Origin of the sequence: Angelakisella massiliensis (genome assembly GCF_900104675.1) — a bacterium.
GTDB lineage: Bacteria > Bacillota > Clostridia > Oscillospirales > Ruminococcaceae > Angelakisella > Angelakisella massiliensis.
In genome coordinates, this window is sequence record NZ_LT629944.1 from 348,615 (window position 1) to 374,296 (window position 25,682).

Annotated in this window: 19 protein-coding genes; 15 read left to right on the forward strand and 4 right to left on the reverse strand. The window is 51.9% G+C overall.

The features are described 5' to 3' along the window. Nucleotides 1-12: 12 nt before the first annotated feature. The 6 genes from BQ5383_RS02190 (at nt 13) to BQ5383_RS20350 (ending at nt 9,624) form a co-directional block, all read left to right on the forward strand. Complete coding sequence (locus BQ5383_RS02190) at nt 13-3,210, forward strand: type I restriction endonuclease subunit R (RefSeq protein WP_071429138.1); 3,198 nt, start codon at nt 13-15, stop codon at nt 3,208-3,210. After that, entirely contained in the window at nt 3,210-3,872 is a 663-nt protein-coding gene (locus tag BQ5383_RS02195) for a M48 family metallopeptidase (protein WP_071429139.1), read from the forward strand. Before BQ5383_RS02190 ends, BQ5383_RS02195 begins: the two co-directional genes overlap by 1 nt. 519 nt (nt 3,873-4,391) lie before the next feature. Beyond that, complete coding sequence (locus BQ5383_RS02200; protein ID WP_071429140.1) at nt 4,392-4,745, forward strand: helix-turn-helix domain-containing protein; 354 nt, start codon at nt 4,392-4,394, stop codon at nt 4,743-4,745. Further along, the gene (locus BQ5383_RS02205; protein ID WP_071429141.1) at nt 4,745-6,253 is read left to right on the forward strand and encodes a recombinase family protein; all 1,509 of its coding nucleotides are present in this window, start codon (nt 4,745-4,747) and stop codon (nt 6,251-6,253) included. Before BQ5383_RS02200 ends, BQ5383_RS02205 begins: the two co-directional genes overlap by 1 nt. A gap of 138 nt (nt 6,254-6,391) precedes the next feature. After that, nucleotides 6,392-7,570: a hypothetical protein gene (locus BQ5383_RS02210; protein WP_071429142.1), complete on the forward strand. Its 1,179-nt coding sequence runs from the start codon at nt 6,392-6,394 to the stop codon at nt 7,568-7,570. 869 nt (nt 7,571-8,439) lie between these two features. After that, on the forward strand, nt 8,440-9,624 hold the full coding sequence (locus BQ5383_RS20350) for a CAP domain-containing protein (RefSeq protein WP_071429143.1): 1,185 nt from the start codon (nt 8,440-8,442) through the stop codon (nt 9,622-9,624). Nucleotides 9,625-10,051: 427 nt separating this feature from the next. Here BQ5383_RS20350 and BQ5383_RS02220 read toward each other — a convergent pair whose 3' ends face one another. The 4 genes from BQ5383_RS02220 to BQ5383_RS02235 all read right to left on the reverse strand — a co-directional run bounded on the left by BQ5383_RS02220 (nt 10,052) and on the right by BQ5383_RS02235 (nt 15,387). Then, nucleotides 10,052-11,818 (reverse strand): glycoside hydrolase family 2 protein, encoded by a 1,767-nt coding sequence (locus BQ5383_RS02220; protein ID WP_071429144.1) that lies wholly within the window; start codon nt 11,816-11,818, stop codon nt 10,052-10,054. 15 nt (nt 11,819-11,833) lie between these two features. Then, entirely contained in the window at nt 11,834-12,727 is an 894-nt protein-coding gene (locus tag BQ5383_RS02225; protein ID WP_235821917.1) for a carbohydrate ABC transporter permease, read from the reverse strand. Then, nucleotides 12,676-13,473 (reverse strand): carbohydrate ABC transporter permease, encoded by a 798-nt coding sequence (locus BQ5383_RS02230; RefSeq protein ID WP_235821918.1) that lies wholly within the window; start codon nt 13,471-13,473, stop codon nt 12,676-12,678. The genes BQ5383_RS02225 and BQ5383_RS02230 overlap by 52 nt, the downstream gene beginning before the upstream one ends. 579 nt (nt 13,474-14,052) lie before the next feature. Continuing rightward, nucleotides 14,053-15,387, reverse strand: coding sequence for an extracellular solute-binding protein (locus tag BQ5383_RS02235; protein ID WP_235821919.1), 1,335 nt, complete (start codon nt 15,385-15,387; stop codon nt 14,053-14,055). A gap of 307 nt (nt 15,388-15,694) precedes the next feature. On the opposite strand from BQ5383_RS02235, the gene BQ5383_RS02240 reads away from it, so the two are divergent. The 9 genes from BQ5383_RS02240 (at nt 15,695) to aroQ (ending at nt 25,496) form a co-directional block, all read left to right on the forward strand. Then, nucleotides 15,695-16,663: an ArsR/SmtB family transcription factor gene (locus BQ5383_RS02240; protein ID WP_071429148.1), complete on the forward strand. Its 969-nt coding sequence runs from the start codon at nt 15,695-15,697 to the stop codon at nt 16,661-16,663. Nucleotides 16,664-16,675: 12 nt separating this feature from the next. Continuing rightward, nucleotides 16,676-17,512: a sugar phosphate isomerase/epimerase family protein gene (locus BQ5383_RS02245; protein WP_071429149.1), complete on the forward strand. Its 837-nt coding sequence runs from the start codon at nt 16,676-16,678 to the stop codon at nt 17,510-17,512. A 615-nt stretch (nt 17,513-18,127) separates the two neighbouring features. Continuing rightward, entirely contained in the window at nt 18,128-19,144 is a 1,017-nt protein-coding gene (aroF, locus tag BQ5383_RS02250; RefSeq protein WP_071429150.1) for a 3-deoxy-7-phosphoheptulonate synthase, read from the forward strand. A gap of 15 nt (nt 19,145-19,159) precedes the next feature. Further along, nucleotides 19,160-20,221: a 3-dehydroquinate synthase gene (aroB, locus tag BQ5383_RS02255; RefSeq protein ID WP_071429151.1), complete on the forward strand. Its 1,062-nt coding sequence runs from the start codon at nt 19,160-19,162 to the stop codon at nt 20,219-20,221. Between the two features lie 3 nt (nt 20,222-20,224). Continuing rightward, complete coding sequence (gene aroA, locus BQ5383_RS02260) at nt 20,225-21,496, forward strand: 3-phosphoshikimate 1-carboxyvinyltransferase (protein WP_071429152.1); 1,272 nt, start codon at nt 20,225-20,227, stop codon at nt 21,494-21,496. Next, complete coding sequence (gene aroC, locus BQ5383_RS02265) at nt 21,474-22,553, forward strand: chorismate synthase (protein WP_071429891.1); 1,080 nt, start codon at nt 21,474-21,476, stop codon at nt 22,551-22,553. The genes aroA and aroC overlap by 23 nt, the downstream gene beginning before the upstream one ends. Before the next feature lie 112 nt (nt 22,554-22,665). Further along, nucleotides 22,666-23,805 (forward strand): bifunctional chorismate mutase/prephenate dehydratase, encoded by a 1,140-nt coding sequence (locus tag BQ5383_RS02270; RefSeq protein ID WP_071429153.1) that lies wholly within the window; start codon nt 22,666-22,668, stop codon nt 23,803-23,805. 21 nt (nt 23,806-23,826) lie between these two features. Beyond that, the gene (locus tag BQ5383_RS02275) at nt 23,827-25,062 is read left to right on the forward strand and encodes a shikimate kinase (RefSeq protein ID WP_071429154.1); all 1,236 of its coding nucleotides are present in this window, start codon (nt 23,827-23,829) and stop codon (nt 25,060-25,062) included. Beyond that, nucleotides 25,059-25,496, forward strand: a complete 438-nt coding sequence (aroQ, locus tag BQ5383_RS02280) for a type II 3-dehydroquinate dehydratase (protein ID WP_071429155.1) — start codon at nt 25,059-25,061, stop codon at nt 25,494-25,496. Before BQ5383_RS02275 ends, aroQ begins: the two co-directional genes overlap by 4 nt. Nucleotides 25,497-25,682: the final 186 nt, after the last annotated feature.

Consider the following 25,682-nt stretch of genomic DNA (forward strand, 5'->3'; position numbering starts at 1 on the left):
GAGGCGGCGTTTATGGCAGGAAGACCATCTGAATTGATGTATGTGGAGACTCCCCTGCTTGAACAACTAAAACAGTTGGGATGGACAGTCGTCCAACTGGATGACAGCGAAAAGCACGATCCTCAGAAGAGTTTCCGGGAGTCCTTCTCGGAGGTCGTTATCGTGTCGCGCCTGAAAGCTGCCCTGAAGCGTCTAAATCCGTGGCTGAACGATGTCCAGGTCGACGATCTCTGTGTTCAGGTTCAGAACTATCCTCATCCACTTCGGCAGATTCTTGAAAACAACGAGGAAGTTTATGACCGCATTACGGAAGGGCTGTCTGCCGACAACGAAGAAAGTGGCGAGATAAACTGTCCTGTACGTCTTATCGACTGGAGGGATGTGGATGCCTATGACGGTCCCAACGCTACTGATAACGACTTCCTTGCCATCAGCCAGTATAAGGTTCGCATTCCCGGCAAAGAGGAGTATATCATTCCCGATATTGTCCTGTTTGTAAACGGTCTGCCTCTCGTGGTCATCGAGTGCAAGGCGCCAGATATCACAGAACCGATGGCAGAAGGCATCGACCAGCTGATGCGTTACCAGAACCGCAGAGGTGCTGAAGAGCTGGAAGGTGTGCCGGAACTGTTCTACTTCAATCAGATTATCATGTCCACCTGTTTCCATGATTGCCGCTATTCTAGCATCACAGGCGGTGTCAGCCATTTTATGGAGTGGAAAGATGCCTATCCATACAAGCTTCGTGATATCAATCCTAACGGCAAGCCTTCGGCACAGGAGATTGCTGTGGCGGGTATGCTTGAACCATCCCACCTCCTTGATATTGTCCAGAACTTCATAGCGTATAAAGATGAGGACAACGGCATCCGTGTGAAACTCGTTCCCCGCTATATGCAGTATCGCGGCGCATCCAAAATTATCGAGCGACTGCGTACTGCCGATAAGGGAGAAAAAGGCGGTACGCTCTGGCATACCCAGGGTACGGGCAAAACGCTCACCATGATGTTTGTTATCCGCAAGATGTACAATTCCTTCGATTTAAACAACTACAAGGTCGTTCTAATCGTGGACAGAAAAGACCTGCAGACGCAGATGTTCAAGACCACGAAGACCGTGAAGTATGCCATCAACATTGCTGGCAGCATCGATGGACTGAAAGATCTCATCAAGAATACTGCAAGCGATGTTACGGTTGCGATGGTTCACAAATTCGGCGAGGCGGAAAAGAGCAAGGATAAGAAGGGTAAGAAAACCGGCTCTTTGGAACAGAGAACTTCAGTTTCCACATTCCCGGTTCTCAATACAAGCGATCGCATTCTGGTTATGATCGATGAGGCGCACCGTTCCGAATACTCTGAATTGGCTGCAAATATGTGGAAAAGTATGCCTAACTCGGTAAAGGTCGCATTTACGGGGACTCCGATTACCAAGACTGTTGATAACTTCGGTGGTTACATTGATACCTATACAATGCGACAAGCCGAGGAAGACGGTATTGTCGTAGAAATCAAATATGAAGGTCGTGCAACGGACAGCGAGATTACCGATCACGATGCCATGAACCACGCATTTATCGATGTTTTTGGCTATCTCGAAGATGATGAACAGCTTGAAATCCTTGGCAAGTACACTGTCAGAGGATATCTTGAGGCGCAGGAAGTTATAAGCGAAAAAGCTGCTGATATGCTCGACCATTATATCAATACAGTTTTCACCAACGGATTTAAAGCGCAGGTCGTCGGAGTCAGTAAAGAAGCGGCATACCGATATAAGAAAGCGATTGATGCACTCCTTCCCAAGAAAATAGAAGAGCTGGAATGCAGCAATCCGAACCACATTGATATCGAACAGCTGAAGAAACTCAAAACTGCCTGCATCATCTCGTCCGGCGGTGCAAACGAGGATCAGCACCTGAAACAGTATACAAATGAGAGTGAGAATGAACTCATCATTGACGGCTTTAAGGCACCGTTCGGAGAGATCGGCCTTAAAGGTGGTGATGGCAATTACGGCATCCTAATCGTTACCGCCATGCTGCTGACAGGGTTTGACGCTCCTGTTGAGCAGGTCATGTATCTTGACAAGAAGTTGACAAACCATAATCTCCTGCAGGCCATCACAAGAGTGAATCGCACTTGCGGAGCAAATAAAAAGTGCGGATACTTGGTAGATTATGTGGGTATCACAAACCATCTTAAAGACGCTCTTGCCGATTATGCTGATGCTGATAGGGATGAGATTTTGTCATCCCTTCGTGACAAGTCCAAGGATATTGATGCACTGAATACGGCGTACAACGAGATTATCCAGTTCCTTAACGAAAAGGTCGGTTACGCACTTTCGCAGACCTCCGACATTATTGAGGAACTTTGCATTGATGAGGAACTCCGGGAAGAATTCAATGGACGGGTCTCTGTTATGTCACGCTTGTTTGACCGTGTTCTTCCGAATCCGGCAGCATTGGAGTATAGCGAGGATTACAAGGCGCTTGCTTTCATTCGTGAATCCGTAGCAAAGATGACCAGAAATCCAAGGTTCTCCAATAAGGATGCCAGCAAGAAAGTCCGAGCCATTATCGAGGAATACCTCAAAGTCAACGGTGTGGATATGGAAATTGCACCCATTTCCTTGCTTTCGGATGACTTCCTGAAAGGCGGCCAGAGCAAAAAGAGTGATCGTGCGGTTAGCGAAGAAATCAAATATGCTGTCCGCGAGTTTATCAACATTAATATGCCGAAAGACCCAGAATTGTATGCTCGCTTGAGTGAGCGGTTGGAACAGATTCTGGAAGAGTTCAAAAACAACTGGGCAGAACTCCGTAAGGCTCTCGAACAGCTGCGCCGCGATATCAAAGCCGGTCGTGCGAAGGAAAACACCTACGGTTATGATGCGACACACGAGATGCCGTTCCTCGGTCTTCTGAAGACGGAGTTCTTCGGGAAAAAGACTTTTGAAGAATTGTCCGATGAGCAGATGACCATGATGAAGAATCTGACGGATAATGTTCTGAACCGATTCAAGCAGGAAACGGTCGCTGTCAACTTCTGGAATAATGTGGCGCTGCAGCAGGAACTCCGCACATATATCATCAAACAGCTGATTTCACCTGAGATCAAGAAGTTTGTACCGGATATCGTGAAACGCCGCAAGGACATCGCACAGAAACTGATGGAACTCGGCTATCAGCATTTCGGGAGGGATGACTGATGCAGGAAATAGCATATCAGGTGGTGCGCTCCAACAGAAAGAGCGTGGCACTTGTAATAGATAACGAGGCAAACCTCATAGTTCGCGCTCCGGCTCTTATGCCGGACACCGTGATAGATGAGTTTGTCCGCAAGAAAAGACGCTGGATTAATGAAAAGCAACAGCAGGTAGCAGTCTTCGGAGAAAAGCATCCTCCTGTTGTCGTGGAAACCGGCGAGAGCATTATGTACCTCGGCAGCAATTACGCCATCATCAAGGATGCGGTCGATGCGGTCGAAGTGTCCGGAAATGAACTGATTGTCCCGGAAACCTACGATGTTGAGGCACTGACCGCATGGCTAAAGGAACAGGCTATGCAGACCATATCAGAGCGGGTTGCTCTGTATGCGAATGTCATGGGCGTTACGCCCGGAACCGTAAAGCTGTCGGAGGCAAAGGCTCGATGGGGTTCTTGCAGCACGAAGAATAATCTGAACTTTGCGTGGAGGCTCGTCATGTGTCCTCTCTCCGTGATTGATTATGTTGTTGTGCATGAGTTGAGCCACATCACTTACAAGAACCACAGTCCTGCATTCTGGGCAAGAGTAAAAACAGTTCTCCCGACCTATGAGGACGACCAGGACTGGCTGAAGCTTAATAAGAAATTGATGGAGATAATATAAAGAATTCATTGATCACACAATACCTTTTAATTATCCCAGTTGGCGAGATGCTTAGGAGGAAATATCATGGAGGAAGCGGTACAGATTGTAATGAGCCAGTGCGAGATGTGGATAGATAATGCTGTGCTATAGGTAAGTGTTTTACGCAATAGCATTAGATAGCATCGCTTCTATTCCAGGGAAAATTCCAAATAAGAGCGTTCGCAGAACGCGCAGCCATAGAATGAAATTCTGTGTTCAAAAGGGGCTTGGGGGCGCTGCCCTCAACAAGCATACGGCAGAAAATGTGAGCGTGTATTAACACTCGCATTGCTTGCCGGATTTGTGTGTGGCTATCCACACGCATTGCTTGCTACAATGTGCTTGCTACAATGTGCTTGCTACAATGTGCTTGGATCAAGATATGGAGTTCGAAGATTATGAGATACCGCTATTTCTTTCTTTAAATTATGCTAATATAGGGTTGAAGATTAACCTGCTATCTGATATAATGAAGCTGTCAAATAGGGGGTGTATCTCTTGAAAGAAGTAGCTGAAAGGTTGCGGTTTCTGCGGGAAAGTGTCAAACTATCTCAAGTAAAGATGGCTGAGATTGTCGGTGTCAAGCAATCCAGCCTGAACCGTTATGAGCTTAACCAGGCTTCGCCGACATTTGAAACACTTACCCGGTATGCGGATTACTTTGATGTATCTATGGACTATATCTTTGGACGTACGGACAATCCTCAGGGCAAGCTGTATGAGTACAAGCCTAAAATTCAGCAGAACGACCCCCAGATGCAGAAGTTTGTGGAAATGTGCTTTGACCCCACATCTCCTATGAATGCACGACTCAAGGAAACACTGCTACAGATGCTTGGGGAGGCGAAATAATGAATGTTGTCATCTATGCTCGCTACTCCAGTCATAGCCAGACTGAGCAATCCATTGAGGGACAGCTCCATACCTGCTATGAGTATGCTAAAAACAATGGTTATCTCGTTGTCGGAGAGTATATTGACCGCGCTCAGAGCGGAACCACCGACAGCCGCGCCGAGTTCCAGCGGATGATTGCCGACAGTGACAAGCATACCTTTGAGGGTGTTCTGGTTTACCAGCTTGACCGTTTTGCCCGCAACCGATATGACAGTGCCATCAACAAGGCAAAACTGAAAAAGAACGGTGTGCGAGTGATCTCCGCGCGGGAAAACATCAGCGATGATGCCAGCGGCATTCTGGTGGAAGGTGTTCTGGAAAGTATGGCTGAATACTACTCAGCGGAGCTTTCCCAAAAGATTCGCCGGGGCATGGAGATCAATGCGCAAAAGTGTTTGGCCAATGGCAGCAATCCTGGTTTGGGCTATAAGGTGGATTCCGAACGTCGGTACTATGTGGATGAGGAAGAAGCAAAGATTGTCCGGGAGATTTTTGAACGGTATGCCAGTGGAGAAACAGTCGCAGACATTATCCGTGATTTGAACCGCAGAAAGCTCACGACTTCTCTTGGCAAACCCTTTAATAAAAACAGCGTCCACCGCATTTTGAACAACCGGCGTTACATCGGGTATTACCTCTACAAAGGCCAGGAAACGCCGGGCGGTATGCCTCGTATCATCGAAGATGAGCTGTTTGAGCGTGTCCACTATATCCTTGATCGCAACAAAAAAGCACCTGCCCGAGCCAGAGGGCGAGAAGAGTATCTGCTCACCACAAAGCTGTTCTGTGGCTACTGCCGGGAGATGATGACCGGTTACGGTGGTACAGGAAAATCCGGCAAGACCTATCACTACTATGCCTGTAATAATTTCAAACGGCGTAAATGCAAAAAGAAGGTCATCAGTAAAGAGAAAATCGAGGATCGTGTTGTGCTGGAGTGCCGCAAGTTGCTGACAGACAGCAACATTGAGCGGATCGCAGCTTCGGTATCCGAGGTCTGTGAATCCAACCGGGACACAGCATCCATCAAACGCATCAGAGCTGCCATCCAGGAAGCAGACACCGCCATTGAAAATCTCTGGAAGGCATTGGAGCGGGGACAGGCCGCTGACATGATAACTGAGCGAATTGAAAAACGCCAGCACGAAAAAGAGGAACTGCAAGCACAGTTGGCTGTCGAGATGGCGAAGCAGGTGACTTTGACAGCACCCCAGGTTAGAGCTTATCTCTACTCGCTCAGGCAAGGAGACAAGAATGACGAGAACATCAAGCGTGGAATCATCAATATCTTCCTCCGGGCGGTATATTTGTATGATGACCGGTTCACCTTGGTTTTGAACGGTAGCGATACCCCAATCACAATTGATGACATCCTGCTGGACGAGATCGAGGAGGGGCTTGAGGGTGACCTGACCAACTGCGAAGGGTGTTCATCGTTGGTTGCGGACGCTCCACCACCAGACTGAGTCTGGACGCAATTCGCGTTCCAGGCTCTTTTTGTTTGCTCAAATCCACTTTCCGCGCTCCAGTGTTTTTTCGTATTGTCTCTGTCAAATTGTGATTGTTGGCGTTCTGTGGTATAATTTCAGCAGGGAGACAAATAAATGGGAAGTGTTTATGCCCTAGGATTTTCGTATAAAATACCGGAGGAAAAAGCCATGAAAAAAGACATAGTGTTTTTCATACTTTTCGTGCTTTTGACCCTTTTGTGCGGCTGTCAGGACCCTGTGGCGAACGATCTTTTCGTGTCGGACTCTTCCGTTTCAGGCTCCCAGAGTTACGAAAGGAATGAAATGATCTATCAATTCAATAGGCCCTTTATCAAAGGGGAGAATTATTTTCAGATTGAACCTCTCACTCTCCCTTCCGAACTCAACTCCATGAAATCTGCTGTGTCAGCTGTACTGTCAGAAACACAACTTTTGATGCTTCTGTATGAGGAGGATCCTGTACCGGTTATCAGGGAGGCCGGGATTTATGATCTGGTGAGCGGAGAATACCGAACCTCTTTTACTCTGGACGAAGGCAGGACGATTTCCATTGAGTGCACAACAGATAGTCTCATCCTTTATAAGGAGACGGACATTGCTTCCAATACAGTTTCTCTGAATTGTTATGATTGGAACACAGGCAAAAGAAATCAGATTTATCAATTCTCGCCGGAATATGCCCATACCTCTGCTTTTTACAATGATATTGTCAGTGGTGATGGAAAGGTTTACTTTGATGATGTTGTAACCGAAGAAGAAAAAGTGGTCGGAGTAAATCTTCTGGAATACGATTTCGCGACCAAAGAGGTCAGACTGTATCGGGAAAATGCCCAGAATCCTCTATGGATCGATTCCAGACTGGCGTATATCTGCAAGGACGAAAATACAGATCAGCATTTTGTAGAAGTTTCCGGGTATGAGGATAGAATTTATCTGGACGAGAATATCAGCTTGCTTACTTCGACAGGAAATGAGCTGTATTCCATCAATTACGAATCCAATGATCCGAAAACCAATCGCACCATTTGGAGCATTAGAAGTTTGCCAGCAGATGAAGAATTGCTCTTATCCTCCAATGCTATAGACCAATTAGCCGCCAACTGTTCTGTGGTAACATGGAGAAATTTTACTCCTGAAAAGCCTGTGATTTATTTAAGAGAACAGGATTGTTTCACTGTGCTTCTGGAAGATGAACTTGCATATAATACCTATCTTCTGGGAGCTGAATGGGGTGTTTTGATATGCAGCCATGACAACTCTCCCACGGCCTACTATATATTCTCCCTAACCTAAAGCAGCAGCGGCTTGGCCAGTCCAGGGGGTACTCTTTCTTTTGGTGGAGCAGTTTCAGATGGAAGCCGGTTGCTGCGGCCTGACGCTCCTCACTGGGGGACAGATTACACTTTGGTGCTTCATCCTGCTTATGGGGAACGCTAGAGAACTGCTCCCCGCAGGGGCGGTTCCCCCACAAACGCTCCCTCCCTTTTGACAGGACGATGCAAACGCCGATCTAAACTGACCACCCTTCCCAAAACAAAAGGCACCAGCCGTAGGTTGGTGCCTTTTGTTTTGTGGCAAGAAGGCGGAGAAGAGAACAGGGCGGCGCGCCGCAGCGCGCAAAAAGGCTGCCGGTGGCAGGCTTTTTAGCCCGCGGGTAGATTCCCGCCGCCCCAGGCAAGGGCCTGGAGCCAGGTCGCGCTCCGAGTATTTTCCGTTTCCTAAGAATCAAGCAGATCTGCGCATCCCCAAAACTCACAAAGACTTTCAGAAGTTCATTTCTTTCGTTTCTTCACTGTTCGCCTTTCTTCATTTTATGTTGTGCCGCTAAACAAGGCTTTGTTGATGATATGCCGATATGGTGCTTCACCCATCTTCTATAAATCCTTCTCATCGGTTTTGATGCACGACTGTCCAAGAGATATGGTTTTTCCATGGTTTCACCCCGGCAGCCAAGACCGGACACCTTGAATCACAAGGGCAATTGTGGTACACTGGCTGTGGGTTGTCACAAAACAGCCATTTTCCGCAGCACGGGTGCGTTTCGTTTCACCCAGAGGAAAACAAGCCCTGTTCATTGTGGCCGATCACACCGCGGTATAAAGCAGTATCTTTTTTTCGTACAGCTGCGGCTGTGCGTTTCTTTCTTTGTAGGGGGTAAAAGCATGAAAAAAGTACAATTGATTTGTTGTATCGCCGCTCTCTCCATGCTGGTATTGGCCGGGTGCGGTGAAGCATCCTCCAGCGCTCCGGAAAGCGCCCTTACCAGTTCCAGCAGCAGCTCCATCGCGCAGGAAAGCAGCTCCAGCAACTCTGTCTCCGAAAGCAGCCAGGCGGTTTCTTCCTCCTCCTCTCAGGCTGACTCCAGCGCAAGCCCTGCCTCTGAGAGCAATTCGGCTGCCTCTTCCTCCTCTTCTCAGGCTTCCTCTGCCACTTCCGTTGTCCCGGAAAGCTCCCAGCCCGCCTCTTCCTCCACTGACACCGGCAACACGGGAACATCCGCTCCCGCTGTCAGCGCCAATAAATCCGCCAAGGAAAGAGCAGAGGCTTTGTTTGCGACAGGTGAACTGGAAGTCCTGGATTGGAATACACCCGCAATTGCATTCGGCGGTGCAATGGATCGGGTCACCTTTTTGGATGACGACAGAAATATTATTGCATTTTTCTATCCTGACAATATGAGCAGTATGGATTCGGATTTGAAAGCAAATGGCTTTTATGATTCTCTAGATCCAACGATTGGCTGGATCAAAGCTTTCAACGACTATCGGGGTTTGGAAACAGATCTGATTAATAATCAGACACTGGATAGCAGCATGAAAAATCTGATCTGCTACCGCTACGACGCCGCAACCGATTCCTTCACCCAATTTTTGGTTCCTGTGGACGGGGATGGGTCCTCCAACGAAAATACCAGCGCCAATTCCTCCCACAGCTCTGCCGAACAGGATCAGCCCTCTGCCGAAGCTGGTGATGTGTATGAAGCCATTGAGCTTATCAACGCCGAACGTGTGAAGGCGGGCCTCAATGAGCTGGAAACCGACAATGACTTGATGGAAATGGCTGCAATCAGAGCGGAAGAAATGTCAAGAGAATTTGCCCATACACGCCCTGATGGTAGTGATTGGAAGACTATTTTTGATGACTTTGGATGGAGCACCCCAAACCATAGAGGAGAAAATGGCGGCGGTGGTAAGGACACAGCTGCAAAGCAGGTAAATTCTTGGATGAACTCTTCCGGACATAAGGCTAATATTTTGAAGGAAGGTATCACCAAAATCGGTGTAGGCTATTATTATAACGCCAATTCTGAGTATGGCGATTATTGGACCATGATCGTTTCTGACTAAAGATCCCTAAAACAGTATCAGCCTCTGTTTGTTCTTCTTCTGGAACAAACAGAGGCTTTCTTTTTGCGGGGCAAACGATTGGCGGGAGGAAAAAAGGAACAAAATCGAAATATCAGCTGGATTTTCCCTGTCCCTTCCCCATCATCCCCGGGAGCTGTTTGCCCAAGGCCTGCCGACAGCTGTCCCACGGAACCCACCTGCCGTATTTGCGGCGCCCAAAGCATGAGAACCCACCGAGAAATCCCATCCCTCCACCGGCTCACCGGCCATCCCGCCGAAAAAGCCTCCGGTATGGCGCCGCTGTTCTTGCGCCATATCGGAGGCTGATGGAAAATTTCAAAGCGGCTGCGCTTTCTTGTTGTCCCTTGTGTTTTCCTGCTGCCCTTCTTATCTTGGCCGCAGAACTGCCAGGCTCGCCGCTTTTTCCTTATTTTTGTTCGTTGATTTTTCGGATTGCATCGGGGTCAAATTTGTATTCATGCCTGTAATTGAGCAGCCCGTTCTTTTCCTGCTCCACATCGGTAAGCTGGGTATAGCAGAATCCGCAAACCAATGGGGAATCATAGATGGATCGGATCAAGCGTCCGTATTCCTCTAAAAATCCCTGGGAGGAGATGGTCGTATAGCCCCAGCCCTGGGTAGGATCAGATACCGCATCCTGATAAACGGTATCCTTCATATCTTGTGCCAGCGCGATGCCGCCGCACTCTGTCAATACCACAGGCTGTCCCTGATAAGCAACTCCTTTAGCATACACCGATCTTTCCATGATATTTTCCAGCTGCTCCACTGATTTCAAACTGTCAGCGAACACCTTATGTTGTCTTGTATCCTCCTTTTCCCCATGTTTATAGCTATGTACCGCGCAAACATCACTTTCCGTCATTTCCCAACCGTCATTGGAAACAACGAGGCGTGTCTGGTCCAAACCTTTGACCATATAATACAGGCTCCGGGCAAAGGCCTGCTGCTGCGGGTCGTCATAAATTCTGGGTACTCCCCAGCTTTCATTGAGCATCTCCCAAGCTATAATGCAAGGGTGATTATAGTCCCGATTGATGACATCCATCCATTCTCTGGTAAATGCCTGTGCCGATTCCTCCGTATACACCCAGAAGCTGGCCATGGCCTCCCAAACCAAAAAGCCCAGTTTATCGGCCCAGTACAGAAAACGGGGGTCTTCCACCTTTTCATGCTTGCGGCAGCCGTTGAAGCCCATTTTCTTCGCCTTGATGATGTCCTGTTTATAGGCTTCATCCGACGGCGCTGTCATCAGGCAATTTTCCCAATATCCCTGGTCCAGCAGCAGCTTTTGGTAATAGGGCTGATTATTCAAATAGATTTTTCCCTTTTCGGCATGAACCTTTCTCATTCCAAAATAGCATGCCACCCGATCCTGCAATTTTCCCGTATCTTTGGATAAAACCTGAAGGACCGCATCATATAAAACAGGGTTTTCCGGAGTCCAGTAATTTCCCGTAAAGTGGAAGGCGCCGCATTCCATGGCTTTCTTTTTAAACACATCTACCGTCAATGTGTTTTTAACACCATCGCATATGATGTTTCCGGCAAAAACATTTTTCCCTTCAAAGGAGATCTCAATCTCCACCGCACATGGTAGCGCACTTGTTTGAGACAGGCAAAAATCTATTTTCACCGTTCCACGATCGATATCGGGGGTAAAACGGATTTCCTCCACCCGTGTTTCCGAAACAGGTTCGATCCATACCGATTGCCAGATCCCGGTGCTCTGGGTATACCAGATAAATTTCGACTCGTCTTCCCAAAATTGCTTTCCCCGGGGAATGGATTCATCATGTAACGGGTCCTCCACCTCCACACGGATGGATTCCGTTTTCCAGTTTAAAAAACGCGCTATAGGGAAAGTAAAGGGCGTTTGGCCTCCTGTATGAGAGCCCACACAGTGATCATTGATAAACACCCGGCATCTGTAATCCACCGCCCCGAAGTGGAGGTAAATTTCTTGTCCCTTCCACTCTTGCGGAACCGTGAACTGTCTTTCATACGTTACCTTGTTTTCCTTGATTTTCTCACCGATGCCGCTCATTTGGCTCTGGCAGACAAAAGGGACTTCAATTTTTGTGGTCTTATCACCGCAGCTAAAATTCCACCCCCCATTTAAGCTCTGCCATTTTTCCCGGACAAAGTCCGGACGCGGATATTCTTCTCTCATATTATTTCTCCCTCATCATTTGATTCCAGACTGTGTAAAACCTTTTACAATGTATTTGTTGGCAAACATGAATATAATCATCACAGGCACTACGGAAACAACGGTGGAAGCCATCATCATACCTGGATCCGTATAATTTTCACCCAGAACCAGCGCGGCGATTCCCAGCGTAATGGTTCTGGTTTCATTCCTGCTGATGACGAGGGATGGCCACAGGTAGCTGTTATACAGTCCCAAAAATGTGATAAACGCTTGGGTGATGACAACGGGCTTTACCGATGGCAGCACAATATGCCACAAAATCTGAAAAATATTTGCTCCTTCTACAAGGCCAGCTTCTTCCAGCTCTTTGGGAAAGCCTTTCAAAAAGTTGTAGATGAGATAGATGCACATTACTCCTGAGCCTGACGGCAAAATGAGGGGCCAAAATGTATTGAGTCCGCCAATCTCCTTGAAAATGTAGAAGAGAGGGAAAAAGGTTACAATTTCGGGAATGGACATTGCCCAGATCAATCCGATGATGATGAACTTTTTCCCCGGAACCTCCAGCCGCGCCAGGGCATAAGCTGCCAGAACGCTGGTGGTGATGCGCAAAACGGTACCTCCAACGGTCACAACACATGTATTGAACAGCCACTGCATAATGGGAGCCGTTTCTGTGTTTTTAAACAGCTCAACATAATTTTCCAGTGTCCATTGCCGGGGGAGCAAAGAGGTGGAGGTGATTGCTTCCGCGGTGCCCTTGAAGCTGGTGAACACCATAAACATCAGCGGCAGCAGAAACAGATACGCGATTATGCACGCGACCATCACCAATAAAATTTTCGAGATATACTTTTTATTCATGACGTCTTCTCCTATTTCAGCTCTTCTTTTTCCTTGGTCAGATAGTATTGCCCCACGGAACACAATACAATGACGATGCCCATCAAAATGGTCATAGCGCTGCCAACTCCCAGGTCATTTCTGTCCATGATGGTGGATGTAATCATCATAATGAGGGGTTTTGTGCTTTCACCAGGTCCGCCTTTGGTCATCAGACGGGGCTGTCCATAAACGTTGAAGGAGGCAATAATGGTGGTCATGAGAACAAAGAAAAAGACATTTTTAATAGCCGGCAGAATAATATATCTCACCTGGTGCCAATAACGCGCTCCATCAATGGCGGAGGCTTCATATAGCTGTACATCAATTTCATTGAGGGCATTGACGAACAGCATCATGTTATAACCAATCGTCCACCATACGGTAGCCACTGTCAGCGCCACCCAGACATAGGGCTGCTGCTCCACCCAGGGGATAGCTTTGTCAATAAGGCCCAATTTGAGGAGAAAATTATTGAGGTACCCACCGTTTCCCTTCATCAGCCATACAAACACCGCTGCTACGGCTGTAACGGATACAGAGTAGGACGCAAAGTAAATCGTTCTGAAGATGCCCTTTGCTTTTTCCGGAAGACGATCCAGCAGCAGCGCCAGACCCAGGCTGCCCAGCACCAGAAATGGTGTGGTGAAGATGGTGAAAAGAACGGTATTTTTTAGTCCCAGGTAGAAGGAATCATGGTACATGGATGGACCAAACAATATTTTTTTGTAGTTATCCAATGCCACAAAGCCTTGATTGCCTACCACCAGACTGTATTTGCTCACGCTCATAAATACTCCATATACAAATGGAACCAACCAAAACAACAGGAAAAAAACGATAAATGGCAAAACAAACAATAGCCCTGTACTTTTTTTCTTCATGTTCCATCATCCTTTAACCTAAATTGAAGTTGCCTCTTCCGTTGCCTCATCAGCACATTTTTCCCAAAACCTCCCCCTGGACCGCAAAAGGCTATCCGGAAGAATTTGTCACAAACATCTTGTTTCCCCTCCGCTCTTCCCAGCCGAACGCCCTGGCTCCCGGCGGTTCAGGCATAGGCAAGCGCCCCACCTGTTTTTCAGTATGAGCTACTGTCTAACAAATGGGGCGCAATTCAAAGCGGAATCATTTCTTTTTACCCTTCAGACTTCTGTCGCTGTTTGAGAACTCAGTCAGGGCCTGTTATTCCGACTGCCAGTTGGCAGGCAATGGAGGGCTCGCTTCCAGTTTTGAAGTGAACACAAACCATGCACAGCAAGTTGAAGTTGGTCAAAAGTGAAATCAATTGCAGAAATGTGTCCCGGCAGTACGGCTGTTTCTGCCCCATCATTTACCACCGCTCTCTTCAACAGAAATCTTCCGCCTCATCACAGCTGTGACAATTCTTCCGCTATCTGGGTGGCCTTTGTGAGCTCTGCCATCAGCGCATCCCTTGAAAGGTCTTCCGTCTGGACAACCAGGGACCATACAGTGGAGTTTACATACTTGACCTGCTCACGGATGTTGTAGATGGCGGGAAGAATCACGGCGTCGTCGAAAATGCCATAGTTGACATTGGCCACAGGGTACTTGTCCGGATTCTCCTGGACCAGCTTCATGGTCTCCAGATGGATGGGGGCTTGGCCGGAATCCGCCCAGTTGAGCATCACCTCAGGCTGATAGGCGTATTTCATAAACGCGGCGATGCCTTCGATCTTGGATTCATCCACCTTGGCGGAAACGCCGAAGGTATGTCCGCCGGCAGGCACGCACGGAGTGTCGCCGTAGATCTGAGGCAGGGTGGAAACTCCCAGGTCATCGCCCAGAATCTCCAGGGCGGTGGTGTACTTCCAGGGACCGGACATGCAGGCGGCAGTCTTGACGGAGGAACCGTCGGTCACTTCGCTGACAAAGGTATTGTAGTGGTCCTGATCGCCCAGGCCGGCGGCGCTGATGTGGTCCTTGTAGATCAGATCGTGTACCTGCATAAAGGCGTCGCAGGCCTCTTCGGTGTCCAGTTTGATATGCTCGCCTTCCACCCAGTTGACCCCGTTCTGGCCCAGCGCCAGCATCCAGCCCCACTGCTCGTCGCCGGTCAGCGGGATGCCGATGGGATAGACGTTGGTGTTCTGGGAATCCAGCTTGTCTCTGAGCGCCAGCAGATCGTCATAGGTCTTGGGGGGCGTCTCGGCGAGAGCTTTGTTGTAGAAGAAGGTGTCGGCGTACAGATCCAGGGGGAAAGCGAAGACGCCGTCATCATATTTGGCGTAGGTTTGTACGATGGGATGGAAGTCCTCCTCAAAGGAGAGGCCCGCCATTTCATAAATGTCGGAAACTTCTCTCAGCAGTCCCATGGCGTGATAGGTGGAAATCCAGTCGGCATGGATGATGAGCATATCAAAATCGTCGGACTTGAATTTGGTGTAATGGTCCGCGTCCTGGAGCTGCTCAATAAAGTATTTGTCCTGGGACTGATTGAAGCCATCCACAATCTTGGTCATGAACGGGCCGTCGCCCCCGGTGAAACCGTTGATGAAGGTGATGACCGTTCTGTCCCCAGGGGTTTCCTCCTGAGCCGAGGTGCTCGCCTCAGACTGGGCGCCGCTGGAAGAGCCGGCGGCGGAGGAGCCTTCACTCTGGGCGCCGCAGCCGTAGCTGAATACTGACAACCCCAGTACCAGCGCCATTACAAAGGCCAATTTTTTGAATCTTTTTCCTTTCACGATTTTTTCTCCTTCCTCTTGCATTATCGTGTGTTTTTTATTACAATATTTTTACAGTAATAAGCCTCCAAACCGCCTCCCTTTACTACAATTTTTTTGTTATCTTTTTCATGTTTATTATAGTTTGTTCTCACAATATAGTCAATAACCCCTTTTTAGTTTTTTATTTTTTGTATATATTATTATTTTTGCTGGTTCTCCTTTGTCTACAATAGATATTTATTATATATTTTATGTAGTAAATAATGGATGTTTCTTTTAATAAATCTCAAAATATTAGAAGAATCATCGGAAAGGATGTGTTTTCATGGCCCGTGGCAAGACCCCCATCAAGATCATCGGTGAACGAAACATTGCTCTGAACCTCAGCAATCCCTCCCATCACCAGCAGATCGCTCTCATCGGAAAAGCCCTCTCCTCCCCCACACGTCTGAATATCCTCAATCTCTTGAAAAACAAGGCTCTTTCCATCCAGGAAATCGCAGCCATCCTGCAAATTCCCATCTCCTCCACCGCCGTCCACATCAAATGTCTTCAGGAAGCCAATTTGATTATCACAGAAACACAGCCGGGCAACCACGGATCGATGCGGGTGTGTATCTGCAGTATGCAGAAATTTCTGCTGGAAACCTTTGATTCTGATCTGGACTGCCAGAACAACACCATCAGCATCGATATGCCCATCGGCAGCTACTTCCAGTGCGACGTCAAGCCCACCTGCGGTCTTGCCGATGAAAACGGCGTCATCGACACCTACGACAGCCCCGCCTCCTTCTATTCCAAAAATCGTGTCCGCGCCCAATTATTATGGTTCCAGAAGGGCTATATCGAGTATCGTTTTCAGAATCTCATCAACACCATGCTGACGCTTTCGGAAATTTCCTTCAGCATGGAAATCTGCTCCGAGGCTCCGGGTTATCTGAACGACTGGCCATCGGATATCACCATTTTCGTCAACGACCAGGAGCTGGGCACCTACCTCTGCCCGGGAGATTTCGGAGACCGGCGGGGCAAATACACTCCCTCCTCCTGGCCTAACGGAAGAACCCAGTACGGGCTGCTGAAAACCTTTTCCATTACCGACAGCGGCGGATATATCGACAAAGATCTGGTCAACCCCAATATTTCTATTGCTGATCTCCATCTGGAGCACGCCCCCTATATTTCTCTGAAGATTCAGATCAAGGACGACGCGAAGCATATCGGCGGCATCAATCTTTTCGGAGAAAAATACGGTGATTATCCCCAGGGAATCGTCATGAGCTTAATCTATTAAAGGAGTGGTCACATGAACAAGATCCATATCTCAACGGTCATCGGCAGCGACGTCCCCGTTGAAACACAGCTGAAACTGATCAAAAACGCCGGTTTTTCCGGGTTTTTCCTCACCTATTCCGGTACGCCGGAGGAAAAAATCGACCAGTGGGCTGAAACCGCCCAAAAGCTGGGGCTGGAGTTTGAAACCGTCCACGGACCATTTGTCCACGCCAACCGCCTGTGGGAAGCCGGAGAACAGGGCAAGGAATACCTGGGATACTTAAAGGGGATCATCGACGCCTGCCACCGCATCGCCGTGGACAAGCTGATCATGCACGTCACGGTGGGCAACACAGCTCCCCCGGTAAGCGACGAGGGTCTGAACCTGTTTTCTCAGTTGTGCGGCTACGCAAAAGATCAGAATGTACAGATCTGTTTTGAAAATCTGGAGCCTCTTCCCCATATCGACGCGGTGATGGCCCATATCACCGATCCCTTTCACGGTTTCTGCTGGGACTGCGGGCACAACGCCTGCTATACCCCTCATATCGATATGATGGCTAAATTCGGCTCCCGGCTCAAATGCCTGCATATCCATGACAATCTGGGCGTCACCCAGCCTGGAAATATTGATTACCGTGATGACCGCCACTTTCTGCCCTTTGACGGGATCATCGACTGGACCTGGTTTGCCGACAAGCTCAATCAGGTGGATTACCAGGGGCCCCTCACACTGGAGGTGTCCATCAACGGAAAGCCGGATTACAAGGAAATCTCCCTGGAAGAATATCTCTCCATGGCCTATGAACGGGGATGCAGGCTGCGGGAGCTGCTTTTGAAGCGGAAAGGATTGAACCAGAATCTTTAACGCCCCCGTAAAGGCAGCGGGGATAAATTACATCTTCTGTCAGGCGGAAATATCCCCCGCCCCGGATATGGAAGGCAAAGAAGGTCAAAGAGGTATCTGTAAACCAAAATTTCACCTTGTTCTTTTTTGTATTTTCTTGCGCCGCCTTTTGGAGCAAAGGCACCCTTTTCATACAAACAAAATGCGCCAACCTACATGGCCAAAAGGCTGAGAAGAAAGCAACGCAAGATTTCTCTGTTTGTTGTTTGTTTTATACTACATCATCATTTATAACAATCATAAAAATGTAAAAAAGGGAAAAAGAGAGCCTGGTCTCTTTGTTTCCCACTTTACAGCGGCAGTGTGTTGTGGTATGATACACCTAATAAAAACCGGGGTTAGCCCGGCTTCTGGGAGCAGATTATGAACAAGTTCGCTTTTGCAGCTGAATATTACTTTACCTTTATTTTTACCTTTGCTTACTTTAGCAAGGGTTCTTTGAGGTTGGCTGCAAAAGGCGCAAGCTGCTGAAAAACGGGGGAAGCCCCCATCACAGGCAGAGTGTAAAGCCCCGCAGTGAATCTCACTGCGGGGCTCTTTTTATTGCCTGGCCGGAAGGAAGAAGGAGGAAATAACATGGTACTGGTACTGAAAAAAGGATATGACCAAAAGCAACTGGACAATCTCATCGGATGGCTCAAGGGCCTGGGAGTAGACACCCACCTGAGCGAGGGGCGGTATCAGACCATTCTGGGTCTGGTGGGAGACACTTCCGCAGTGGATATTGAGCTGGTCAAAAGCATGGACATTGTGGAAACGGCCAAGCGCATCCAGGAGCCCTACAAGAACGCCAACCGGAAATTCCATCCCGACGATACCGTTATTGATATCGGCGGCATCAAGCTGGGCGGCGGCCATTTCCAGCTGATTGCCGGCCCCTGTTCAGTGGAGAGTGAGGAACAAATCATCACTGTGGCCCGCGAAGTTCAGAAGGCAGGAGCCAAGCTTCTCCGGGGCGGCGCCTTCAAACCCCGCACCTCCCCTTACGCCTTCCAGGGCCTGCGGGCTCATGGACTGGAGCTGCTGCTGGAGGCAAAAAAGGCAACCGGTATGCCCATTGTTACCGAGATCATGGAGGCTTCTCATATTCCGCTGTTTGAGGATGTGGACGTGATTCAGGTAGGTGCCCGGAATATGCAGAACTTCGAGCTGCTCAAGGAACTGGGCCATCTGGATAAGCCGATCCTCCTCAAGCGGGGTCTGGCCAACACCCTCCAGGAACTGCTGATGAGCGCCGAGTACATCATGGCTGGGGGCAATCAGAAGGTGATCCTTTGCGAGCGGGGGATCCGCACTTTTGAGACTGCCACCCGCAACACACTGGATTTGTCCGCCGTGGCAATGCTCCATGAGATGAGCCACCTGCCGGTGGTGGTGGACCCCAGCCACGCTACTGGTATTTCCCGCCTGGTGCGCCCCATGGCCATGGCTGCCGCCGCCGCAGGAGCCGACGGCCTGATGATCGAGGTCCACAACGACCCGACCCATGCCCTCTGCGACGGGGCCCAGTCCCTGACACCGGATGCTTTCGCCCAGGTGTCGGAGGATGTGCAGAAGATCCTGCCTATTGTGGGCAAGCGGATGGACGGCTGAGAGAGGAGAAGCACCATGGAACAGGTGACAGTCAAACTTTCCTCCCGCTCCTATGAGGTGCGTATCGGCGGTGGACTGCTGGAGAAAGCGGGCGAGGAAATCGCACCCTTCGCCCCCGGCGGCAGGGTGGCTTTGGTGAGCGACGACCGGGTGGACCGGCTGTATGGTGACCGGACCGCCGCCTCTCTGGAAAAAGCGGGCCTTCAGGTGAGCCGCTTTACCTTCCCGGAGGGGGAAAGCTCCAAGAACATGACCACCTATTGCCGGCTGCTGGAGTTTCTTGCCCGGCAGCGGCTGACCCGGGCCGACTGCGTGGCCGCACTGGGGGGAGGTGTCACCGGGGATCTGGCGGGCTTTGCCGCCGCCACCTATCTCCGGGGCATTGCCCTGGTGCAGCTGCCCACCACCTTGTTGGCCGCAGTGGATTCCTCTGTTGGGGGAAAGACCGGAGTGGACCTGGAAGCGGGAAAGAATCTGGCAGGGGCCTTCTGCCAGCCCCGGCGGGTCCTCTGCGATACCCATACCCTTTCCACCTTGACGCCTGAGACCTTTGCCGACGGTATGGCGGAGGTGATCAAATACGGGGCCATTCTGGACCGGGAGCTGCTGGAGCTGCTGGAACAGCGACAAGATGAGGACCCCATGGAGGAAGTGATCCGCCGGTGCGTCGCCCTCAAGGGGATGCTGGTAGAGCGGGATGAGCGGGACACCGGGGACCGGCAGCTTCTGAACTTTGGTCATACCGTGGGCCATGCCATTGAAAAGCGCAGTGGTTATACCATCACCCATGGCAGTGCTGTCGCTATGGGAATGGCGGTGATGGCCCGGGCCTGCTGGAAGAATGGCTTTTCCAAAGACAACTGCGCTCCCCGTTTGGAGTGGCTTCTGAAGCGGTATCACCTGCCCACCCGCTGCCCCTATTCCCTGGAGGAGCTGGTGGAAGGGATGCTCTCGGACAAAAAACGGGGCGGAAACCGCATCACCCTGGTGGCTCCCATGGAGGAAGGACGTTGTGTACTCCATCCAGTGCCGGTAGATGAGCTGGAGGCTTTCCTCCAGCCTGGTATGGAGGGATAAGGGATGGAACTGTGTTTTGAACCTGCCCGCCTTACCGGAAGGGTGAAAGCTATTCCCTCCAAGTCTGCCGCCCACCGGCTGCTCATCTGCGCCGCTTTGGCGGACCGTTCCACCAGGCTGCTCATGGGTGAGCGGTCCAAAGATATTGACGCCACCATCCGATGCCTGACCGCGCTGGGCGCACAAGTCCGGACGATACCAAATGGCCTGGAAGTGCTGCCGCCGGAGGGACTTTCCACCATGCCTCTGCTGGACTGTGGAGAAAGCGGCTCCACCCTTCGGTTTCTGCTGCCGGTGGCCGGAGCGCTGGGATGCGGCGGCCGCTTTACCGGGGGCGGACGGCTGCCGGAGCGTCCCCTGTCCCCTCTTCGGGAGGAGCTGGAAAGCCATGGCTGCACCCTTTCCCCGGCGGGAAGCTGGCCTTTGGATCTGACGGGACAGCTGACAGCCGGAAGTTACCGGCTGCCGGGGAACATCAGCTCCCAGTATTTTACCGGCCTGCTCCTGGCTCTGCCGCTGCTGCCGGGTGACAGTGAAATTATCATTACCTCTCCCCTGGAATCCCAGGGCTATATTCAGATGACCCTGGATGCCATGGCCGCCTTTGGGGTCCACGCCCGGCGGGAGGGGGACCGTTACCTGATTCCCGGAAATCAGCGTTACCACAGCCCAGGGACCGTGGCAGTGGAAGGTGACTGGTCCAACGCTGCCTTTTGGCTGACGGCGGGAATCCTCACCGGTCCGGTGGAGGTGACCGGCCTTCTGTCCCAGTCCGGCCAGGGAGACCGGGCCATCCTCTCCCTGCTCAAACAGTGGGGAGGCAGCCTTTCCGCCGGTGACGGCAAGATTTCCGCTGCCCGGGGGAAGCTGCTTCCCCAGCAAGTGGATGCTTCGGCCATCCCCGATTTGGTGCCCATTCTGGCGGTGCTGGCCGCGGTGACCCCGGGGACCACCCACATTACAGGAGCTGCCCGGCTGCGCCTCAAAGAGAGCGACCGGCTGGCGGTCATGGCCTCCTGCCTGAACACTTTGGGAGGACAGGTGGAGGAACTGCCTGACGGCCTGGTGATTACCGGCGTGCCCCGTCTGGGGGGAGGTCGGGTCCACAGCGCCAACGACCACCGGGTGGTGATGGCCATGGCGGTGGCAGCCACCGTCAGTGAGGGCCCTGTGACGGTGTGTCAGGGGGAAGCGGTGGAAAAATCCTATCCCGGTTTTGTCCGGGACTATATCCAGTTAGGAGGGAGCGCCTATGTCGCTGATGACAGGACATAAACTGGAATTATCCATCTTCGGCCAATCCCATTCCCAGGGGATGGGGGTGGTGCTGGACGGTCTGCCTGCGGGGGAGACCATCGACCTGGAGCGGGTCCAGGAGTTTCTCCGCCGCAGGGCTCCGGGACAGGGACCCTGGGCCACCGCCCGGAAGGAGGAGGACCGGCCCGAGATTCTGTCCGGTTTGGTGGACGGCAAAACCTGCGGAGCTCCCCTTTGCGCCGTGATTGCAAACAGTGACGCCCGCTCCGCCGACTACGAGGAGCTGCGGCGGAAGCCCCGTCCCGGCCACGCCGATTACACCGCCTGGGTACGGTATCAGGGGTATAACGACATCCGGGGAGGGGGACAGTTTTCAGGCCGTCTCACCGCTCCCCTTTCCTTCGCGGGAGCCGTAGCCCTGCAGATTCTGGAGCGTCGGGGAATTTATATCGGCGCCCATATCGCTGCCATCGCCGGGATCTCCGACCGTTCCTATGATCCTGTAAAGGTGTCGGCGGAGGACCTGGCCCTGGCTGGGTCCCGTCCCTTCCCGGTGCTGTGCGAAGCCTCCGGCAAGCGGATGATGGAGGCCATCGACAAGGCCCGCCAGCAGATGGACTCTGTGGGCGGGGTGGTGGAATGTGCCGCCATCGGCCTGCCCGCGGGACTGGGTGAGCCCATGTTTGACGGAGTGGAAAACCGTCTGGCCGCCGCCATTTTTGCTATCCCCGCCGTGAAGGGAGTGGAGTTTGGGGAGGGCTTTGGAGCGGCGCTCCTCCGCGGCTCCCAGAACAACGATCCTTTCCTCTGGGAGGGAGAGCAGGTGGTCACTTCCACCAACCACCACGGAGGAATCCTGGGGGGCATCACCTCCGGAATGCCGGTGATCTTCCGTGTGGCCTTCAAGCCCACCCCCTCCATCGCCCAGGAGCAGCAGACGGTGGATCTGTACGCCGGCACAGAAGCCACATTGGGGGTACGGGGCAGACATGACCCCTGCATCGTTCCCCGGGCGGTACCCTGCGTGGAGGCAGCCGCGGCGGTAACGCTGCTGGATCTGCTGCTGGAGGGCTGAGAAAGGCGAAGCGCCTGAGATATCGCTGGACAAAATAGCCGTGGGGATGCGTCCCCACTTCCCGGGAAAATATGGATACAATCAAACCAAACAAATGGAGATGGAATAAAAGATGGAACTGAAAGAAGCAAGAGAGCAGATCGACCGGATTGACCGTCAGCTGACGGACCTGTTTGTGGAGCGGATGCAGGTGGCCCAGCAGGTAGCCGCCTATAAGCGGGAGCATGGCCTGCCGGTACTGGATCGGGAGCGGGAGCGGCAAGTGATCGCCAGCCGAACCGCCCAGGCGGGAGAGGAAATGGCCACCTATACCAGGGTGCTGTACAACACCCTGATGGATCTGAGCCGCAGCTATCAGAGTGGTAAGAACAGCCGAAACTCCCCTCTGCCGGATAAGATCAAGGAAGCTCTGGAGCGCACTCCCCAACAGTTTCCAGTGAGCGCCACTGTGGCCTGCCAGGGGGTGGAGGGAGCCTATTCCCAGATCGCCTGTGACAAGCTGTTTCGTCAGGCATCCATCACCTATTTCCGCACCTGGGAAGGGGTATTCCAGGCGGTGGATAAGGGGCTGTGCCGCTATGGCGTGCTGCCTATTGAGAACAGCACCGCCGGTTCGGTCAACCAGGTATACGACCTGATGAACCGCTATCGCTTCCATATTGCCAGAGGCGTGCGCCTTCGGGTGGAGCACACCCTTCTGGCCCATCCTGGGGTCACACTGGGGGAAATCACCGAGGTTTACTCCCATGAGCAGGCCATCCAGCAGTGCGGCCACTTCCTCAAGGACCACCCCTCCATCAAGGTCCATGTCTGCGAAAATACCGCCGCTGCCGCCCGAATGGTAGCTCAGTCGGAGCGCCGTGATGTGGCGGCCATCTCCTCCCGGGACTGCGGGGCGCTGTACGGCCTGACTGTACTGGAGGACGGTATCCAAGACAATGCCAACAACTACACCCGGTTTATCTGCATTTCCAAGGAACTGGAGATCTACCCCGGCGCCAACAAAACCAGCATGATGCTTTCCATCCCTCACAAACCCGGTTCCCTTTATCAGATCATCTCCAAGTTTGCCAGCCTGGATCTGAACCTGACCAAACTGGAGAGCCGTCCCATTCCCGGCAAGGATTTTGAGTTTATGTTCTATTTTGATATTGACGCTTCCATCTACGCCCCGGAGACGGTGGAGCTGGTAGCCCAATTGGATGAGGAGCTGGAGCGGTTCACCTATTTGGGCAGCTATCTGGAGCAGTAATAAGGAAAGGAGGGGGCGGCCATGGAACAGCGGCCCTGCGGTCTCATTGGCGGCAGCCTGGGACACAGTTTTTCTCCCCAGCTCCACGGGATGCTGGGGGATTATTCCTATCGCCTTTGGCCCCTGACGGCGGAGGAGCTTCCGGCGTTTCTGGAAGGGAGACAGTTTGCTGGTCTGAATGTCACCATTCCTTATAAGCAGACGGTCATTCCCTACTGTGGGGAGCTTTCCCACCGGGCAAGGCGCATCGGCAGTGTCAATACCTTGATTCCAATGCCGGACGGTTCCCTCTACGGAGAAAATACCGATTATGATGGCTTTGCCGCCCTGGCTGACCGGGCGGGGATCGATTTCAAGGGGCGCAAGGTGGTGATTCTGGGCAGCGGCGGCACCAGTCGTACTGTCCGGACGGTGGCAGAGGACCGGGGAGCCAGCCAGGTGATGGTGGTTTCCCGAAAGGGGCCGGTCACCTATGAGGACTTAAAAGGCCACCAGGACGCTGAGATTCTGGTGAACACAACTCCTGTGGGAATGTACCCCCACAATGGAGAGCTGCTGGTGGACCCAGGGGATTTTCCCCGGTGCGCCGGTGTGCTGGATGTGGTGTACAATCCTCTGAAAACCGCCTTCATCCTCCGAGCTGAGGAATTGGGGCTTCCCTGCGCCGGAGGACTGCTGATGCTGGCGGCCCAGGCGTGGCGGGCGGCGGAGCTGTTCACCGGCAAGGCCATCCCCTGGGAGAAATGCGAGGCCGCCTTCCGGCAGCTGGAGCGGCAGCGGCGAAACATTGTGCTGGTGGGGATGCCCGGCTGCGGCAAGACTGCCGTGGGGCAGTTTTTGGCCCGGCAGCTGGGCCGTCCTCTGGTGGATACCGACCAGATGGTGGAACAGAAGGCGGGGCGCTCCATCCCTGAGATTTTCGGCGAGGAAGGGGAGGAAGGCTTCCGCCGCCGGGAAACTGAAGCCATCGGGGAAGCGGGCAGCCACACCGGAGCGGTCATCGCCATTGGCGGAGGAGGGCTGCTGCGTGAGGAAAACGGCAGAGCCCTTGCCCAAAACGGTCTGCTGGTATTTCTGCGAAGGCCGGTGGAGCTGCTGGCCCGGGAAGGACGTCCTCTGTCCACGGGGCTGGAGCGGCTGCGGGAAATGTACCAGGAGCGGCTGCCGGTGTATGAACGGTGGGCACAGCTGTCGGTGGACAATACAGGCGAGGTGGCCGATACCGCCGCCGCCATTATAAAGGAGTGGGAGAAATGAAACTGCTGGTCATCCACGGACCCAACCTCAATATGCTGGGCATCCGGGAAAAGAAGATTTACGGAGCCCAGACCTATGAGGACCTGCTGGAATATATCCGGCAGATCTGCGCCAGGGAAGGCATCGAGGTGAAATTCTACCAGTCCAACCATGAGGGAGACCTGGTGGACGCCATCCAGGGGGCCTATTACGACCAGATGGACGGTATCATCATCAATCCCGGCGCCTACACCCACACCAGCATCGCTCTGTTGGACGCGGTAAAGGCGGTGCAGATTCCCACGGTGGAGGTCCATCTGTCCAACATTTATGAGCGGGAGGAATTTCGCCATACTTCCTACATCTCCCTGGGGTGCATCCACAGCTACTACGGCATGGGCTTCCAAGGTTACGAGGAAGCGGTGAACTGTCTGAAAAACTATTGGAACAGCTGACTTCATCGGGGAAAAGATACTGGGTTTCAAACTGAAAAACGGCGCTGCCTGCCAGGGTATCATTGTGCCAAAGCGAAATGCTCCCATGGTGATTCATGGCCCTTTGTGGCAAATGTCCTGATAAGCGCTGAACAGTTTTGGCCCTCAGCTTTGTTTCTGAAGCTGAGGGCCAAAATCAATGTTTTT

Excerpts from the sequence above, each read along its gene's own strand:
- BQ5383_RS02240 (WP_071429148.1), top strand. The coding sequence starts at position 15,695 with ATGGCCCGTGGCAAGACCCCCATCAAGATCATCGGTGAACGAAACATT.
- aroF (WP_071429150.1), top strand. The coding sequence starts at position 18,128 with ATGGTACTGGTACTGAAAAAAGGATATGACCAAAAGCAACTGGACAAT.
- aroB (WP_071429151.1), top strand. The coding sequence starts at position 19,160 with ATGGAACAGGTGACAGTCAAACTTTCCTCCCGCTCCTATGAGGTGCGT.
- BQ5383_RS02275 (WP_071429154.1), top strand. The coding sequence starts at position 23,827 with ATGGAACAGCGGCCCTGCGGTCTCATTGGCGGCAGCCTGGGACACAGT.
- BQ5383_RS02195 (WP_071429139.1), top strand. The coding sequence starts at position 3,210 with ATGCAGGAAATAGCATATCAGGTGGTGCGCTCCAACAGAAAGAGCGTG.
- BQ5383_RS02220 (WP_071429144.1), bottom strand. The coding sequence starts at position 11,818 with ATGAGAGAAGAATATCCGCGTCCGGACTTTGTCCGGGAAAAATGGCAG.
- BQ5383_RS20350 (WP_071429143.1), top strand. The coding sequence starts at position 8,440 with ATGAAAAAAGTACAATTGATTTGTTGTATCGCCGCTCTCTCCATGCTG.
- BQ5383_RS02270 (WP_071429153.1), top strand. The coding sequence starts at position 22,666 with ATGGAACTGAAAGAAGCAAGAGAGCAGATCGACCGGATTGACCGTCAG.
- BQ5383_RS02205 (WP_071429141.1), top strand. The coding sequence starts at position 4,745 with ATGAATGTTGTCATCTATGCTCGCTACTCCAGTCATAGCCAGACTGAG.
- aroQ (WP_071429155.1), top strand. The coding sequence starts at position 25,059 with ATGAAACTGCTGGTCATCCACGGACCCAACCTCAATATGCTGGGCATC.
- aroC (WP_071429891.1), top strand. The coding sequence starts at position 21,474 with ATGTCGCTGATGACAGGACATAAACTGGAATTATCCATCTTCGGCCAA.
- BQ5383_RS02190 (WP_071429138.1), top strand. The coding sequence starts at position 13 with ATGGCAGGAAGACCATCTGAATTGATGTATGTGGAGACTCCCCTGCTT.
- BQ5383_RS02230 (WP_235821918.1), bottom strand. The coding sequence starts at position 13,473 with ATGAGCGTGAGCAAATACAGTCTGGTGGTAGGCAATCAAGGCTTTGTG.
- BQ5383_RS02245 (WP_071429149.1), top strand. The coding sequence starts at position 16,676 with ATGAACAAGATCCATATCTCAACGGTCATCGGCAGCGACGTCCCCGTT.
- aroA (WP_071429152.1), top strand. The coding sequence starts at position 20,225 with ATGGAACTGTGTTTTGAACCTGCCCGCCTTACCGGAAGGGTGAAAGCT.
- BQ5383_RS02210 (WP_071429142.1), top strand. The coding sequence starts at position 6,392 with ATGGGAAGTGTTTATGCCCTAGGATTTTCGTATAAAATACCGGAGGAA.